At 35.9% G+C, this 13,741-nt stretch carries 17 protein-coding genes; 10 read left to right on the forward strand and 7 right to left on the reverse strand.

From position 1 onward, the window contains the following. Positions 1-90 precede the first annotated feature (90 nt). Positions 91-585 carry an antibiotic biosynthesis monooxygenase gene (locus AC4D4B_RS03000; protein ID WP_490995555.1) on the forward strand — a complete coding sequence of 165 codons (495 nt, stop codon included), beginning with the start codon at positions 91-93 and terminating at the stop codon, positions 583-585. A 206-nt stretch (positions 586-791) separates the two neighbouring features. After that, complete coding sequence (locus AC4D4B_RS03005; protein ID WP_490999143.1) at positions 792-1,976, forward strand: M20 metallopeptidase family protein; 1,185 nt, start codon at positions 792-794, stop codon at positions 1,974-1,976. Positions 1,977-2,090: 114 nt separating this feature from the next. Here AC4D4B_RS03005 and AC4D4B_RS03010 read toward each other — a convergent pair whose 3' ends face one another. From AC4D4B_RS03010 to AC4D4B_RS03020, 3 genes are read right to left on the reverse strand one after another with little or no spacing between them, the layout of a single operon-like run. Next, positions 2,091-2,816 (reverse strand): EcsC family protein, encoded by a 726-nt coding sequence (locus tag AC4D4B_RS03010; protein WP_490999144.1) that lies wholly within the window; start codon positions 2,814-2,816, stop codon positions 2,091-2,093. A gap of 19 nt (positions 2,817-2,835) precedes the next feature. After that, positions 2,836-4,035 (reverse strand): ABC transporter permease, encoded by a 1,200-nt coding sequence (locus AC4D4B_RS03015; RefSeq protein WP_490999145.1) that lies wholly within the window; start codon positions 4,033-4,035, stop codon positions 2,836-2,838. Next, positions 4,028-4,768, reverse strand: coding sequence for an ABC transporter ATP-binding protein (locus AC4D4B_RS03020; RefSeq protein WP_490999146.1), 741 nt, complete (start codon positions 4,766-4,768; stop codon positions 4,028-4,030). The genes AC4D4B_RS03015 and AC4D4B_RS03020 overlap by 8 nt, the downstream gene beginning before the upstream one ends. Before the next feature lie 520 nt (positions 4,769-5,288). Here AC4D4B_RS03020 and AC4D4B_RS03025 point away from each other — a divergent pair. Both AC4D4B_RS03025 and AC4D4B_RS03030 read left to right on the forward strand, forming a co-directional pair. Next, positions 5,289-5,711 carry an HIT family protein gene (locus tag AC4D4B_RS03025; RefSeq protein ID WP_490999147.1) on the forward strand — a complete coding sequence of 141 codons (423 nt, stop codon included), beginning with the start codon at positions 5,289-5,291 and terminating at the stop codon, positions 5,709-5,711. Between the two features lie 325 nt (positions 5,712-6,036). Continuing rightward, the gene (locus AC4D4B_RS03030; protein WP_490995561.1) at positions 6,037-6,903 is read left to right on the forward strand and encodes a glycosyltransferase family 8 protein; all 867 of its coding nucleotides are present in this window, start codon (positions 6,037-6,039) and stop codon (positions 6,901-6,903) included. Between the two features lie 279 nt (positions 6,904-7,182). On the opposite strand, the gene AC4D4B_RS03035 is transcribed toward AC4D4B_RS03030, so the two are convergent. Continuing rightward, positions 7,183-8,169 carry an alpha/beta fold hydrolase gene (locus AC4D4B_RS03035; RefSeq protein ID WP_257468977.1) on the reverse strand — a complete coding sequence of 329 codons (987 nt, stop codon included), beginning with the start codon at positions 8,167-8,169 and terminating at the stop codon, positions 7,183-7,185. A gap of 350 nt (positions 8,170-8,519) precedes the next feature. Between AC4D4B_RS03035 and serC the strand changes: the two genes are divergently transcribed. Both serC and AC4D4B_RS03045 read left to right on the forward strand, forming a co-directional pair. Then, on the forward strand, positions 8,520-9,599 hold the full coding sequence (gene serC, locus AC4D4B_RS03040; RefSeq protein ID WP_490999148.1) for a 3-phosphoserine/phosphohydroxythreonine transaminase: 1,080 nt from the start codon (positions 8,520-8,522) through the stop codon (positions 9,597-9,599). 114 nt (positions 9,600-9,713) lie between these two features. Then, positions 9,714-10,229, forward strand: a complete 516-nt coding sequence (locus AC4D4B_RS03045) for a tryptophan transporter (protein WP_066101867.1) — start codon at positions 9,714-9,716, stop codon at positions 10,227-10,229. A 60-nt stretch (positions 10,230-10,289) separates the two neighbouring features. Here the strand turns inward: AC4D4B_RS03045 and yhzF are convergent, their stop codons facing one another. Beyond that, positions 10,290-10,475 (reverse strand): membrane protein YhzF, encoded by a 186-nt coding sequence (yhzF, locus tag AC4D4B_RS03050; RefSeq protein ID WP_490995565.1) that lies wholly within the window; start codon positions 10,473-10,475, stop codon positions 10,290-10,292. Positions 10,476-10,733: 258 nt separating this feature from the next. Between yhzF and AC4D4B_RS03055 the strand changes: the two genes are divergently transcribed. The 3 genes from AC4D4B_RS03055 (at position 10,734) to AC4D4B_RS03065 (ending at position 12,193) form a co-directional block, all read left to right on the forward strand. Continuing rightward, a complete protein-coding gene (locus AC4D4B_RS03055) occupies positions 10,734-11,099 on the forward strand; it encodes a YtxH domain-containing protein (protein WP_490999149.1) in 366 nt (121 codons plus the stop codon). A 123-nt stretch (positions 11,100-11,222) separates the two neighbouring features. Continuing rightward, positions 11,223-11,798 (forward strand): HTH-type transcriptional regulator Hpr, encoded by a 576-nt coding sequence (locus tag AC4D4B_RS03060; protein WP_490995567.1) that lies wholly within the window; start codon positions 11,223-11,225, stop codon positions 11,796-11,798. A 206-nt stretch (positions 11,799-12,004) separates the two neighbouring features. Further along, a complete protein-coding gene (locus tag AC4D4B_RS03065; RefSeq protein ID WP_490995568.1) occupies positions 12,005-12,193 on the forward strand; it encodes a hypothetical protein in 189 nt (62 codons plus the stop codon). A 183-nt stretch (positions 12,194-12,376) separates the two neighbouring features. On the opposite strand, the gene AC4D4B_RS03070 is transcribed toward AC4D4B_RS03065, so the two are convergent. Both AC4D4B_RS03070 and AC4D4B_RS03075 read right to left on the reverse strand, forming a co-directional pair. Continuing rightward, a complete protein-coding gene (locus AC4D4B_RS03070; protein ID WP_066101882.1) occupies positions 12,377-12,463 on the reverse strand; it encodes a YjcZ family sporulation protein in 87 nt (28 codons plus the stop codon). 34 nt (positions 12,464-12,497) lie between these two features. Further along, a complete protein-coding gene (locus AC4D4B_RS03075) occupies positions 12,498-12,584 on the reverse strand; it encodes a YjcZ family sporulation protein (protein WP_066101885.1) in 87 nt (28 codons plus the stop codon). Between the two features lie 273 nt (positions 12,585-12,857). Between AC4D4B_RS03075 and AC4D4B_RS03080 the strand changes: the two genes are divergently transcribed. After that, the gene (locus AC4D4B_RS03080) at positions 12,858-13,706 is read left to right on the forward strand and encodes a peptidylprolyl isomerase (RefSeq protein ID WP_490995569.1); all 849 of its coding nucleotides are present in this window, start codon (positions 12,858-12,860) and stop codon (positions 13,704-13,706) included. The last annotated feature ends 35 nt before the right edge of the window (positions 13,707-13,741 follow it).

Consider the following 13,741-nt stretch of genomic DNA (forward strand, 5'->3'; position numbering starts at 1 on the left):
GTTATGGGTAAAATAAAATGTTACAAATTAGAATAATTACTATTAACTAACGACTCCATTATACTAAAATATCTAATCAGGGGGCAAACAATGAACTTCTATATGACGACCGGAACCTTCAGCTTTTTAAAAAGGATACAAGATAAACGAGTAAATTTACCTCTTATTTTGTTGAACAATCCTAAAACAGCCGCTCTGATCCATGAAACGGATCAGAAAACAATCTTCTCCTCAGCAAGAAAGTTCGAAGTTTTGGATGGATTCGGTTTACTTAAACAAGAGGGATTTTATGCCCTATATAATATACCTGTTTCTATTGAAGATCGGCCTGCATTTGAATTTGACCTAAAAAATAAATTGGTGTCGATCAATAACGAAACCGGGATCCATGCGATGCGTATACTTAGCCCTATCAAATCTGATACCTATGTTGTTTTGACAAACTGGAAGAACGAACAGGCTTATGCAAAATGGGATACAAGTGCACTATTCCTAAATAAGTCCAGCCTTTTTAATACACAGGTATTGTTTACAGGCAATCCTTACACAGTCACCTTCCATGCCTACAAAGAAGAAAACAAGTAGGAGGAGGCCATTATCATATTTGAAAAATATCTATAATGACAACTAGACTGACTTATCATCTATATTGGCCCCTTAATCAATGTTTATCCTTTTTTTAAAATATCAATCTATTAATCTTATAGAAGTTTTACCAAATTTAGTTTAATGATGGTTAATTATGTAAATAAGGATACTAGGAAACCATGTCATTTTATTAGGGGGATTATATGGAAAAGGAGCTATTTCAAAGATTAGAAAATGATTTCAAAGAAATGGTGGCCATTCGCCGTTATTTGCATAAGCACCCTGAACTTTCCTTTCATGAAAAGAAAACGGTACAATTCATAAAAAATTTTTATAAAGAATTAAATGTCCCTATCCGAAGTAATGTTGGGGGCGGCGGGATTGTGGCGACCATACATGGTAAATCCCCTGGCAGAACAGTTGCCCTGCGTGCAGATTTTGATGCCCTCCCCATCCAGGATGGAAAAAATGTCTCATACCGTTCAACAGTCCCTGGAGTTATGCATGCCTGTGGTCATGACGGACACACAGCTTTATTGCTTATATTGGCCAAAGCGATTAAAGAGATGCAGCATCAGTTGGAAGGAACATATGTCTTTATACATCAGCATGCAGAGGAGCTTGCTCCCGGTGGGGCTAATTTTATGATTGAAGATGGCTGTCTTGAAGGTGTGGATGCTATTTTTGGAACACATCTATGGTCCCCATTCCCTACTGGATCCATTTATATAAGCCCTGGTCCGATCACCGCCAATGCCGATCGGTTTAAAGTGACCATATACGGACAGGGTGGTCATGGGGCAGAGCCTCATACCTCTAGAGACTCATTAGTCATTGCGTCGGAAATCGTATCACTCCTGCAAACTATAACGAGCCGAAGAATTGATCCAATGGATGCAGCCGTTTTAACAATTGGAAAATTTAAAGCGGGGGAAGCATTTAATATCATTCCTGATAAAGCCTTTCTAGAAGGTACTGTCCGAACATTTGAATCAGAAATACAAGAACAAATCATTGAGGAAATTGAACGAATTGTTCAAGGTGTCTGCCTGGCAAATAACTGTCAATATGAGCTGAGGTACTTCAGAGGATATCCTCCAACCATTAATCATCAATCAGAGACAGACTATATTGAATATAAGGCAACCGAAATTGTCGGATGCGAGAATATTAAAAAACTTACACCGCTGATGGTAGGAGAGGATTTCTCATACTATCTTCAGCAGGTCAGAGGAGCTATGTTTTTTACAGGTGCTGCTCCAGAGAACACAGAGCACCCTTATCCACACCACCATCCTTTATTCGATTTTAATGAGAAAGCCATGTTAATTGCCGCCAAAACCCTGGGCAGTGCAGCTATCGGTTTTCAAGAATGGCGTTATTTCTAACCCCTTACTTCCACCAGTAAATTTTATCTGCTTCGGCATTTTAATAGGAGAAAAACAGAAAAAAACTGGCATATCTTTAATCGATGCCAGTTTTTAAGCTTACTAATTTTATTTTCAGCCCATTTCCTCTTCAGTGAACCATCTCATTTGATAGGCGTGTTTTGCCGTTTCACCCAATTGTTCAAGCAGCTGATGATTGGCCCAGGCTCCTACAATCGCGCCTATTCCTGGTACCAACTGCATCATTTTTATAAAGTCGATCGAATCCCGGTACTCCTGCTGAAAGCTTTGCCAATCAATTTCCTGGTACAATCCTTTTTTAGTTTCCCAGTCTTCAATCACTGGGAGAAGCTCTTTCCTTTTTTCTAAAGAAGAAAAAGCAAGCTGGAATACTAACAGGATAAATACCCTTTCCTCCCATTTTCTTGGGTCAAACCCATAAAGCTGAGAGATACTAAATAGATACTTTATTTTTATAGATAAAAGCAGCGGAAAGTCCGATAGACCAAGCAATATTCCTCCTGCCCCTGTTCCCGCTCCTTCAATGACTGCTGTTCTTCTATATCTATTCAGCATAGATTGAGCCAGCTCTTCTTTTTCCTCGAGTGAATTCCCTATATGGTCTACTTTCTTAAAATAGGTTGAACCGTACAATACGCCCTCCACCATTGTTTTAATAGAAGAGCTAATCATATCATGTACTTTTTGAGGTATCTTTTGATTAATTGCCGTTTGAGCCTGTTTGGACATACGCATTGCCATACTTGGCTTAGCACTGATTTTCTTCTTCCATAACATCAAATCCTGCTTAGCTCTTTCCTCGTACCGTTCAGATGACATACAAAACCTCCAATGCCATTCACATTTTTTTCATTGCATACGGTCTGAAAATGAAAATAAACGCAAAACCACTTACTAATGTTACAATTGCCAATTTAACTCCTGCACCAATCAGAACCGTTATAAAGAAAATTAAATTTTGAATAACTAGAACGGTAATGAGCAGTCTAAGAACAGCCTTCCTTCTATAATCTGTATGCAACGGATAAAGATCCATCACCATTTTTTGATCATGATGATGCCAGATTGGCAGGAGCTGTAAACCGGTTATATATAAAAAGAGAATCGCGATAAATAATGTTCCCCATCCCAGATCCGTAAACAGGAATAAAACAGCCGCAATGACAGTTAACCTCACAAATAGACCTAGATAGTCATTCGCTCTTACAAATGTTCGGGCATATAAATAGCTGAAGGGATTGTTTGACTTACCCGAAAGAAGAGTGATAACACCACCAAGCCATCTTCTCTCTGAGATTTTTTCACGTAATTTTGGAACATCCGTAAACAAATTCGCTACTCGATAAAATGCAGCCATTCTTCCATTCTCTAACTCAATTAGCTTTTCCCAATTTAAACTTTCCTTTCTTGTGCTTTTCCAATAATAGAAACAAAGCCCTCCTAAAAGAAGAAGGATAATTCCCATCAAAAGAAAAGACTCATTATTAACGAGAAAATACACAAAAGTAGCATTTAGGACGAAACGGACTAATCCATCAACGAAAGACGCACTTTTTTCCCTATAGTACAAAACGAACCAGCGCGAACAAAGATTAATCCCCTTTACAATTAACAAAGATAGTAGCATCCACAAGAAGGATACCGTTTGTTCTTGCATTGTTTGCATATACATTGGCATTAATACAGCCAAAACCATAATAAGAATATAGCCCTGCATAACCAAGCTAAATATGATCGATTTTTTTATATAGGATGATAATTTTGACTCGATTGGCAGTAAGAACACTATGTCCGGATCGCGGAAAAACGTTGAAACCGGACTAATCGTTGTAACTAATCCTAAGAGGATCGCCATAATCCATACAGTTGGAAAATCAGGACTTAATGTTTTAAGCCATTCACTGTAATAAAAACCTGCTCCTCCCAGCAGAATAATCATTACAAAGACCAGATGTCCATTAAATATGAACCGCAAGTATTTAGTTGTTTCCTTCAGATAGTTATTAAAACGGTTCTTCCACAATGTTTCCCTATTCATGGCGATCTTCCTTTGTCAATTGCAGATAGATATCATCCAGGGAAGCTCCAGGCATGTTAAATTGATTGCGTAAATCTTCAATATTCCCTTTAGCCCGTACCTCACCTTCATGAAGAATGATAAAGGAGTCACAATATTTTTCAGCCGTAGCCAGGATGTGGGTAGACATTAAGATACCCGCCCCCTGATTTTTCATATCCTTCATCATATCCAATAAGGATTGAATGGCAATCGGGTCAAGCCCAACAAATGGTTCGTCAACAATATATAAAGAAGGCTCAGCAAGAAAGGCACACATGATCATTACTTTTTGCTTCATCCCTTTGGAAAAGTGGGCCGGAAACCATTTCAGCCTTTTTTCCATTCGATATTCCTTTAATAACTTTTCGACTCTTTCTTGATAAACAGATTCTTCTATACCATAGGCCATGGCAGTCAATTTTAAATGCTCTTCCAAAGTCAGTTCTTCATATAAGATAGGGGTTTCAGGCACAAATGAAAATTGTTTGCGATAGTTGTCTTTATTATCCTTAAACTGGCTTCCATTTATCTTGATTTGGCCTTTTTTCGGTGTCATTAAACCAATAATATGTTTGATGATCGTTGATTTCCCTGCCCCATTTAATCCAATCAATGCGACAAGTTCATTGGGTTTCACTTCAAAACTGACGTCTTTTAATACAGGTGTTTTCGTGTAACCTCCTGTTATATGATTAATTTCAAGCAATGACATAGAGACAGTCTCCTTTTCTTTTTCTCCCTATCATTGTAACAAACGGTTCCTAAAACGGAAAACGCTAAAAGTAAATGTGGAACTTTTTTAGACATTTCGTATGTATATTAGGAAAAAACATGGGCAATCTATTATCAGAGGGGAACAACATTCACTTTACTTCATTGATAAATGGGGTGTTGGTTCGCGATAACGTAAGGCTTTAACCTAGGGTTTGATCAGTGTACTTCTTTTGAAAATGGGGTGTTCGCTAAAGGCCTAGAACCTGAAATTGGGATCAATAATTCCAAGTGTTAAGGGGATGGTTGCATTGGACATAACATGGGAAAACGACAAAATTGCTCCATCTAAACGATTGGGGTAATTGTCAGAGAAGAATCTGTAAGAATATCCAGGAATTAAGCTTCCCCTCGAGGACTTAGGGGCGTAACATTATATGTTGCGTCCCTTTCCTTTTTTCCCGTTTTTTTCTGTGCTACACTAATACATAATGAATCAATAAATAGAAAGGGTGTAAACCATGGAAGATTGTATATTTTGTAAAATTATTAAAGGTGATATTCCCTCCGCAAAAGTATACGAAGATGAGCATGTGATGGCATTTTTGGATATAAGCCAGGTCACAAAGGGACATACTCTCGTCATCCCAAAAATACATAAAGAAAATGTTTATGAATTAACTCCTGAAATAGCAAGCCATGTGTTCCAGGCAGTTCCAAAAATAACTCGTGCTTTGAAGCAGGAATATCAACCGATTGGTATGAATGTTCTAAATAATAATGGGGAACATGCTGGACAATCCGTATTTCACTTCCACATCCACTTGATTCCACGCTATGGACAAAAGGATGGGTTTGGCGCTGTTTGGAAAACACATACAAGTGAATATACGAGCGAAGACCTCGCTAATATTGCTGCATCAATCAATCAACATATACAATAATAAGAAAAATGGCTTCCTTTCAATAGGGGAGCCATTTTGTAATTTTACAGCTAAGAAGGCTGTCTGTCTTATTAGTATACATTCAACAACCAATGTTCATTTTAAGATACAGGTGTTTTTTGAAAATAACTGTTAACTCAATTGTTAGAATTACAATAAAACGGTATAGTAAGTCGAAATAATGATTTGAGAAATATTTTAAAAATATACTATACTATTTTTATTATTTATTTTTATTATTAGATGTAGATGTTACATAATCGTTCAGAAAAAAAGGTGTATTTCTTAAAAGCCTATATAAATGCAATTGGAAGGATGATTTACAGTGATTAATATACTGGTAACGCTAAATTCCACTTATTTAAAACCCCTTAATGTAATGCTTCAGTCCTTGTTCCTAAATAACTCACATAAAACCTTTAAAATTTTTATTATGCATACGGATATTAAAACAGAAGAGATTCATTCCTTAGAACAATTTGTCCATAGAAATGGAAGTGAGCTTATAAGTATTCAGGTGGATGATAGACATTTTCAAGATGCACCGGTTTTAATGCATTATACAAAAGAAATGTACTATCGATTATTGGCCTTCAAGTTCCTACCGAAAGATTTGGACCGAATCCTGTACCTGGATCCGGATATTCTTGTTCTAAACTCTGTTGATGACCTTTATGAGATGGACCTAGGCAATCATTTATTTGCTGCTGCCTGTCATAATAAAATATCAGTAAAAGGAATTAATCAAATCCGTTTATCCCCCTATGAAATAGATGCTTATTACAATTCAGGTGTATTGTTAATGAATTTAAAAGAACAGCGAAAAGTAATAAACGAGGATGAGATTTTTAAATTTGTAGAAGAGAATAAGAAAAAATTAATTTTGCCAGATCAGGATATATTAAACGCACTTTACTCCAAATATATCAAAAATTTAGAAGAAACGATTTATAACTATGATGCCAGATACTACAATTATTATAAATTAATGTCCAATCATAAGATGGATATGGATTATGTGATCCATCACACTGTGTTTCTCCACTTTTGTGGAAAGAAAAAGCCGTGGAAACAAAACTACAACGGTAGATTCCATGCTTTATATAAACACTATGATAAAATGGCATTTCGTGGAGCATACGCTATTGGTCAAGAAATCATGCAGCCTTCTCTAAGGAGTAAGCCAATATAAGGCTTTTATTTAAAAGGCTGTTTCGTAAGAATTGTAGCTATTGTTTAATATTTTTTCTGAGTGTGAAAACAGCCACCTCCATACAGGAAGTGGCTGTACTTGTTATTGAACTAAAATGCCCAGATAGTTTAAGGACAAGAAATCAAATGCTCCTCATTGCTTGTCAAAATTCAAACATTACTATCAATTTCCTACGCGAGGTATAAAAACAGCCATCCCTATATAGAACGACTGTATTCCTTATTCCGTTAAAGCCCCTTCAATGGCCTTCGCATGTTGTTATTGCTCAACAGAAAATGAACTTGTGAATTCATTAATTTCTTTGTTCATTTCCTTAGAACGTGTCCAATGAAGATAGTGATGACCCTGTAAGACTACAACTTTACTAGCAGGATGATTAGTTAATTGTGTCTGATAAAAAGACACGTTATTCTTGCCATCCTCTAATCCTTTTTCTTCTTTCGTTGTAAAGAATAAGACTGGAATAGTAGATGGTAACTTCATATCAACGGTTTTATCAATATTTTCTTTTATTTCATTGGCTTCAGCAACAACGTTTTTGTTGTAACCCTTCCATGCGGAAAGTGCCTTGGTCATTTTTAAATTTTTTTCGGAATAGGTGCCGTCATCTGCAATAGGTAAAAAAACTTGAGAATTAATATACAATGCTAATCTAGCGATTCCGGTTGGTGCCAGATATTTTAAAAACTTAGGCATTTTAGGTGCATCCTCACTAAAATATTCTAAAGCATGTGGTAATGTCGGGTCGATTCCTATGATACCTTTAACTTCCTCTGGGTATGTATTAGCAAAATACATACTGTAAATTCCTGAAACTGAATGAGGCATCAGAATATACGGGCCTTGTATGTTTGATTTTTTTAAGGCTACTCTTATTTCCTCTACAATGTTTTCAACTGTCCGTTCTTTTTTGGTTATATCACTCCATCCGTATCCAAACGGCTCTACCACTACTACTTTATTATTTTTTGAGATTTCATTTATTAAAGGGTCAAAATCCAATGCTGGTGCTGCTGTTCCGAGCCCGCTTAATAAAACGATTGTGTCAGCGCCCTCACCCTTTGTATAAATGTGTATATTTTCACCATCCACTTCAACTACTTCCCCTATGGGTTGGTATTTTGTTTGTTCATATACTGTCATAATATTACTAAAGGTAATCCAAATAACAAACGCTGCTAGAATGGAGAATAAAATATTTCTTAAAACTATCCAAATTCGATATCTTTTTTTAGTTTTCTTCATTACTTTTTATGACCCACTTTCTTTTTATCAATCATAAGTTAGGAACAAGATAATAGAAATGAGCCTCAGAAGTATTTTAAGATAAGTCTTAAGCCTTATAAAACTCTACATCTAATTTCATAAAACCCTCAAGATAGAATCTCCCATATTAGAGTTTTAATTTATTCCATTAACCTGTGTTGATCCTAACAAGTTATCTCCACGCCCCCCTGTAATTAACCTAATAGTCTGATTATTTATTTATTTTTATCTCCTTTTGTTGTAGAATATGGTGGAATTCACTCACTTTAGTACTGAAAAGTATTATAGGGAATTAAGTAAAGAATCGCGATATCGGAAGGGGAATAATCATGACACGTGCTTACAATTTTAATGCCGGTCCTGCTGCATTACCGGAAGAAGTATTATTGAAGGCTAAACAAGAGTGGATGAACTTTGAAGGCAGCCATATGTCTGTTATGGAATTGAGCCATCGCAGTAAAGAATATGACAAAGTGCATTCAAAAGCTACCCACTTATTGAAAGAGCTATTTGATATTCCTGATAATTATGAAGTACTATTTTTACAAGGCGGAGCTAGTCTTCAATTTTCTATGGTACCTATGAATCTTCTTTCACCCGATAAATGCGCAAGCTATATTTTGACTGGATCCTGGTCTGAAAAAGCTTTAAAAGAGGCTCGTAAAATTGGACACACAGAAATTGCTGCCTCCACAAAGGATATAGATTATAAGCGAATTCCTGAACATAACAATATTTCTTTGAATCCTGATGCTGCCTATCTGCATATCACCAGTAATAATACCATTTACGGCACTCAGTGGCAGGAATTCCCCAAAACAAATACAGTTCCTCTGATTGCGGATATGTCCAGCGACATTTTAAGCAGGCGAATAAACATAACTGATTTTGGACTTATTTATGCAGGTGCTCAAAAAAACCTAGGTCCATCTGGCGTCACAGTTGTGATTATCCGCGATGACTTAATTAAAGAACATCAGCAATTACCAACCATGCTCTCTTATGAAACTTATGCGACTTCAAAGTCTTTATATAATACGCCACCGACTTTGGCTATCTATTTATTGTCCTTAGTTCTTGAGTGGACAAAAGATAAAGGCGGTGTTGACGAAATCGAAAAAATAAATTCACAAAAAGCCGGAATCATTTATCAGACAATAGACAAGAGTAATGGATTTTATAGTGGCCATGCCGAGAAAGATAGCCGTTCAAACATGAACATTACCTTTACTCTTCCCACTAAAGAATTATCCGATCTATTCATTCAGGAGTCCAAGAATGCCGGCTTTGTCGGTTTGGCAGGCCACCGTTCCATAGGGGGATGCAGGGCATCAATCTATAATGCAGTTCCGATTGAGCACTGTCAAAAGCTGGCCGATTTCATGAATAATTTTAAAAATAAGCATTAACATGTGTTAAATTTTGCTAATGGATGATATACTCTATATAACCTTTTCGCGGTTGGCAACGAGTGCACAATCGGAGAAGAAAATGAGATAAGCTTAGAATAGGAGAGATGAGAAGTGAATACGAAGAATTTGGTGACTTTATCACTGCTTGTTGGAATTGGTACTGTATTGCACACTGTCATGCCAGGTATTGTGTTTGGGATGAAACCAGACCTTATGCTGATTATGATGTTCCTTGGAATATTTTTATTTCCTGATTTAAAAAGCACGGTACTGTTAGGGAGCGTAACCGGGGTCATATCCGGATTGACCACCACTTTCCCTGGAGGATTAATTCCAAATCTGATTGATAAATTTTTCACCGCTTTACTAATATATGCTATTTTTAGTATCGTTCAAAAGTTAGGCAAAACCTTTGCCTTTTCACTTGTACTGACTTTTATAGGTACACTGGTATCCGGCATGCTATTTCTTGGATCAGCCTATTTGATCGTTGGATTACCCGGACCATTTCTTGCTTTAGCAGCTGGCGTAGTCTTACCTGCAACAGTTGTGAATACTGTCGTAATGGCCTTGATACACCCCATTGCCAGCGGCATTTTAAAACGCTCAAATATAGCAGTTAACTAATAGAACAAGAGGATGCAAACCATAAAAGGTTAGCATCCTCTTTTTACGTTCCTCTACTATCTATAACTTCCATATTAAGATTAATATCAAAAGAAGAATTGAAGCCCATATTCCACTCATATGAATCCTCTTCTTTAGAACACGTTTAGCTGGATATACGCCTCCTTTTCCCAGAGAAATGATTGAGTAAAACAATATACTTATAAACCCACTGAAGAGAATTAATATGAGTAAAAATAATGACACTTCCTCCTCCTCCTTTTCATCTTCCTATCTAATTGTATGCACAATCAATATTTATATGAAATAACATAATATTGGATTAAAAATAAGGGATAACTTAAAAACAAATGAATTTTTTTCCAAAAATAGTTTCCGAAAATAGCTTTTTACGTTTAAAATAATATAAAAAAAGGAATTGTTAAATATAAGGAATAATTTTAAAGGGTATTTTAACTTTATGTAGAAATCTGTTATGGAAAGATAAAATTGAGGTGAATAGCAATGAAAGAAAAATCATTATTAATTGGTTTTATTTCCGGTTTTACAGTAGCTGGGGTCTCTGTATTGTTAAGCGCGCCTTCTTCCGGACAAGAGCTCCGATCGAAGCTTAAACAATCGAAAGATGAGACTATGGACCTTCTTCAGGATGTAAAAAGAAGTATCGTCCAGTTAAAGAAAGAATCCGTTTCTGCAACCGCGGTCAGCAAGACACAGATTCAAGCGTTCGTAAAAGGTGTAAAAGAAGCATTGGAAGAATGGAAACAAGACAGCCAGGCACACACAAGTGCTATTCAAGTCCAAATTAATGATGTTGAAACAGCCATCCAGGAGCTTGAAACAGCTATATCTCCGCTCACTACAAAATAAATCTGCGCCAAGAAAATCTCGGTAAAAAAACTAAAAATTTGGCAAATTACCATTTTTGTTATTTAATATTTTATAAGGATAATAAATCAGTAAGATAAATTGAGAAAAGTAGGTGAGCGTATTATGACTGAAAATTTAAATTCCATCAAAGAAGCCATGTTATTTACCCAGCGGGTTGCTCAGCTTAGCAAAGCTCTCTGGAAAGCAATTGAAAAAGACTGGCAGCAGTGGATTAAACCCTATAATTTAAATATCAATGAACATCATATTCTTTGGATTGCTTATCATCTTAAGGGAGCATCCATATCTGATGTGGCCAAGTTCGGTGTTATGCATGTGTCTACAGCCTTTAACTTTTCAAAAAAACTGGAAGAACGTGGTCTTCTTCAATTTTCAAAAAAGGAAAATGACAAACGTAACACCTATATTGAGCTTACAAATGAAGGTAACGAACTATTGCTTGAAATCGTAAGCGTATTCGATTCATCCAAGAACTCCGTCTATCTAGGTGCTCAACCCTTAAAAGACTTATACGGAAAATTCCCTGATATGATGGAAATGATGGCAATTGTTAAAAATATCTATGGTGACGACTTTATGAATATATTCGAAAAATCATTTGCTAATCTGGAGAATGAATTCACAGACGAAAATGGAATTCTTGAAAAAATTGAAAATCAAAAAGAGCCCATTCAATAATAGTAGATAAAAGCGGACACTAATCTTTCATACCTCCGCTTTTATCTTGAATGGGTTTGTGTATTTAATCACAATATTTCGTAAATCCCTCGTTTCTTTCCCTCTTATTTCCCGTGTTAATTAATATTATAAGATTCATATTCTTTACAAAATTGATACTTTTTTGATAATGTTAGAGAGATACTAGCGTCAAGGAGGATAACAGGATGATACCTCTCATTTGGTTTTCATTATTTGCACTTTTCATTTTGTATTATATCAATAAAATATCAGATAGCTTCTGTACAAAAAAGGAAATACCGGAAGCTAAACAGGCCAAATTTTTTCGGACGATCAATATCCTTATTACCATCCTGTTAATCTCTACTTATATTGAAATATTTTACACCATATAAAAGACGAGTGTTACTCACACTCGTCTTTCGTTCAACCTATAGAACATAAGTGACCTTTTAGAGGATTTTGCAGATGTCTGAATTCTTCTCCATATTCTCTGAGAATATACATGATATCAGCTTGCATACGCCCAATTGGCACTCATGGCCACATTCGTGTGGCAATCTTTCACAAATCTTGAATTAGTTAATCCAAGATGCTCCAATGATAACCAACAAGATAAATAATACTACTAATAAAGCGAAACCTCCGCCGTATCCACCAGACATGTTGTATCCTCCCTTCAGTTACATACTTACTTAGTTAGTACACATATGACGCACCAACAATCACGAGTAAAATAAACAGAACTACGATGAAAGCAAATCCTCCACCAAATCCTTGACTCATGATCACACCTCCTTTTGAGCTGCTACCGTATCATATTCAATTTCCACAAAAATGAATGGGCCTTTTGCTTAATTAAATGATTTTTATCGAAGACTCTAAACAGACTTGATATTCCACTGAAAACTCTGTTAGATTATGAGTAAGATTGTTCCAATTATTATAATTATCAAATAACATTTGTGCTTATCCTTTTTTTAACAGAATTTTTGTGTTATAGTTAGGCTTGTTATGAAATACTTTTTACTTGGCAACACGCTAAAAGGAGTGTAATGGATGAAGAAATGGTTAATTACGTTGGCATCAGCAGCTTTACTTGTCAGTCTTGCAGCCTGCAATAATGAATCTGATGAAGCAGTGGTAGAAACAAAAGCAGGAAATGTTACTAAAGAGGAGCTTTATCAACAACTAAAAGATCAATACGGGGATCAGGCAGTAAAAGAACTCGTATATAAAAAAGTTCTCTCTGATAAATATAAAGTAACAGATAAAGAAGTGAATAAACAGGTTGAAGAAGCTAAAGAAAATCTTGGCGAAAATTTTGAAGCAGCTTTAGCACAGTCTGGCTTTAAGGATGAAAAAGCTTTTAAAGAATCTGTGAAATTCAATCTTTTACAGGAAAAAGCCGCTCTTGATACAATTAAAGTAACGGATAAAGAACTTAAGGATTACTATAATAACAAATATAAAATCGACTTAAAAGCTCGCCATATTCTTGTAGCAGATGAGGAAACAGCGAAAGAAGTAAAGGCTAAGCTTGATAAAGGTGAAAAATTCGAGGATTTAGCAAAGGAATATTCACAGGATACAGCGAACAAGGATAAAGGCGGGGACCTTGGCTGGTTTGGGGTTGGACAAATGGTAACTGCATTTGAAGATGCAGCATACGGCCTTGAAGTCAATAAAATTTCTGATCCTGTACAAACTGAGCATGGATTCCATATCATTCAAGTTACTGAGAAGAAAGAAAATGACAATCCTTCTTTTGAGAAATCCAAAGATGAAGTAACTAGAAATGTTAAAATGACCAAACTAGATTCTGCAAAAGCTCAGGAAGCTATTCAAAAAGTGATTGATGATGCTGATGTTGAAGTAAAAGATAAAGATTTAAAAGATGCATTCTAATAGGTGAAACAGAAAACTCGACCGGTTTGGTCGAG

The organism is Pradoshia sp. Z6_59, from assembly GCF_058267515.1.

Coding starts and splice junctions, on each gene's coding strand:
- AC4D4B_RS03000 (WP_490995555.1), top strand. CDS start 91: ATGAACTTCTATATGACGACCGGAACCTTCAGCTTTTTAAAAAGGATA.
- AC4D4B_RS03005 (WP_490999143.1), top strand. CDS start 792: ATGGAAAAGGAGCTATTTCAAAGATTAGAAAATGATTTCAAAGAAATG.
- AC4D4B_RS03010 (WP_490999144.1), bottom strand. CDS start 2,816: ATGTCATCTGAACGGTACGAGGAAAGAGCTAAGCAGGATTTGATGTTA.
- AC4D4B_RS03015 (WP_490999145.1), bottom strand. CDS start 4,035: ATGAATAGGGAAACATTGTGGAAGAACCGTTTTAATAACTATCTGAAG.
- AC4D4B_RS03020 (WP_490999146.1), bottom strand. CDS start 4,768: ATGTCATTGCTTGAAATTAATCATATAACAGGAGGTTACACGAAAACA.
- AC4D4B_RS03025 (WP_490999147.1), top strand. CDS start 5,289: ATGGAAGATTGTATATTTTGTAAAATTATTAAAGGTGATATTCCCTCC.
- AC4D4B_RS03035 (WP_257468977.1), bottom strand. CDS start 8,169: ATGAAGAAAACTAAAAAAAGATATCGAATTTGGATAGTTTTAAGAAAT.
- serC (WP_490999148.1), top strand. CDS start 8,520: ATGACACGTGCTTACAATTTTAATGCCGGTCCTGCTGCATTACCGGAA.
- AC4D4B_RS03055 (WP_490999149.1), top strand. CDS start 10,734: ATGAAAGAAAAATCATTATTAATTGGTTTTATTTCCGGTTTTACAGTA.
- AC4D4B_RS03060 (WP_490995567.1), top strand. CDS start 11,223: ATGACTGAAAATTTAAATTCCATCAAAGAAGCCATGTTATTTACCCAG.
- AC4D4B_RS03065 (WP_490995568.1), top strand. CDS start 12,005: ATGATACCTCTCATTTGGTTTTCATTATTTGCACTTTTCATTTTGTAT.
- AC4D4B_RS03070 (WP_066101882.1), bottom strand. CDS start 12,463: ATGTCTGGTGGATACGGCGGAGGTTTCGCTTTATTAGTAGTATTATTT.
- AC4D4B_RS03075 (WP_066101885.1), bottom strand. CDS start 12,584: ATGAGTCAAGGATTTGGTGGAGGATTTGCTTTCATCGTAGTTCTGTTT.
- AC4D4B_RS03080 (WP_490995569.1), top strand. CDS start 12,858: ATGAAGAAATGGTTAATTACGTTGGCATCAGCAGCTTTACTTGTCAGT.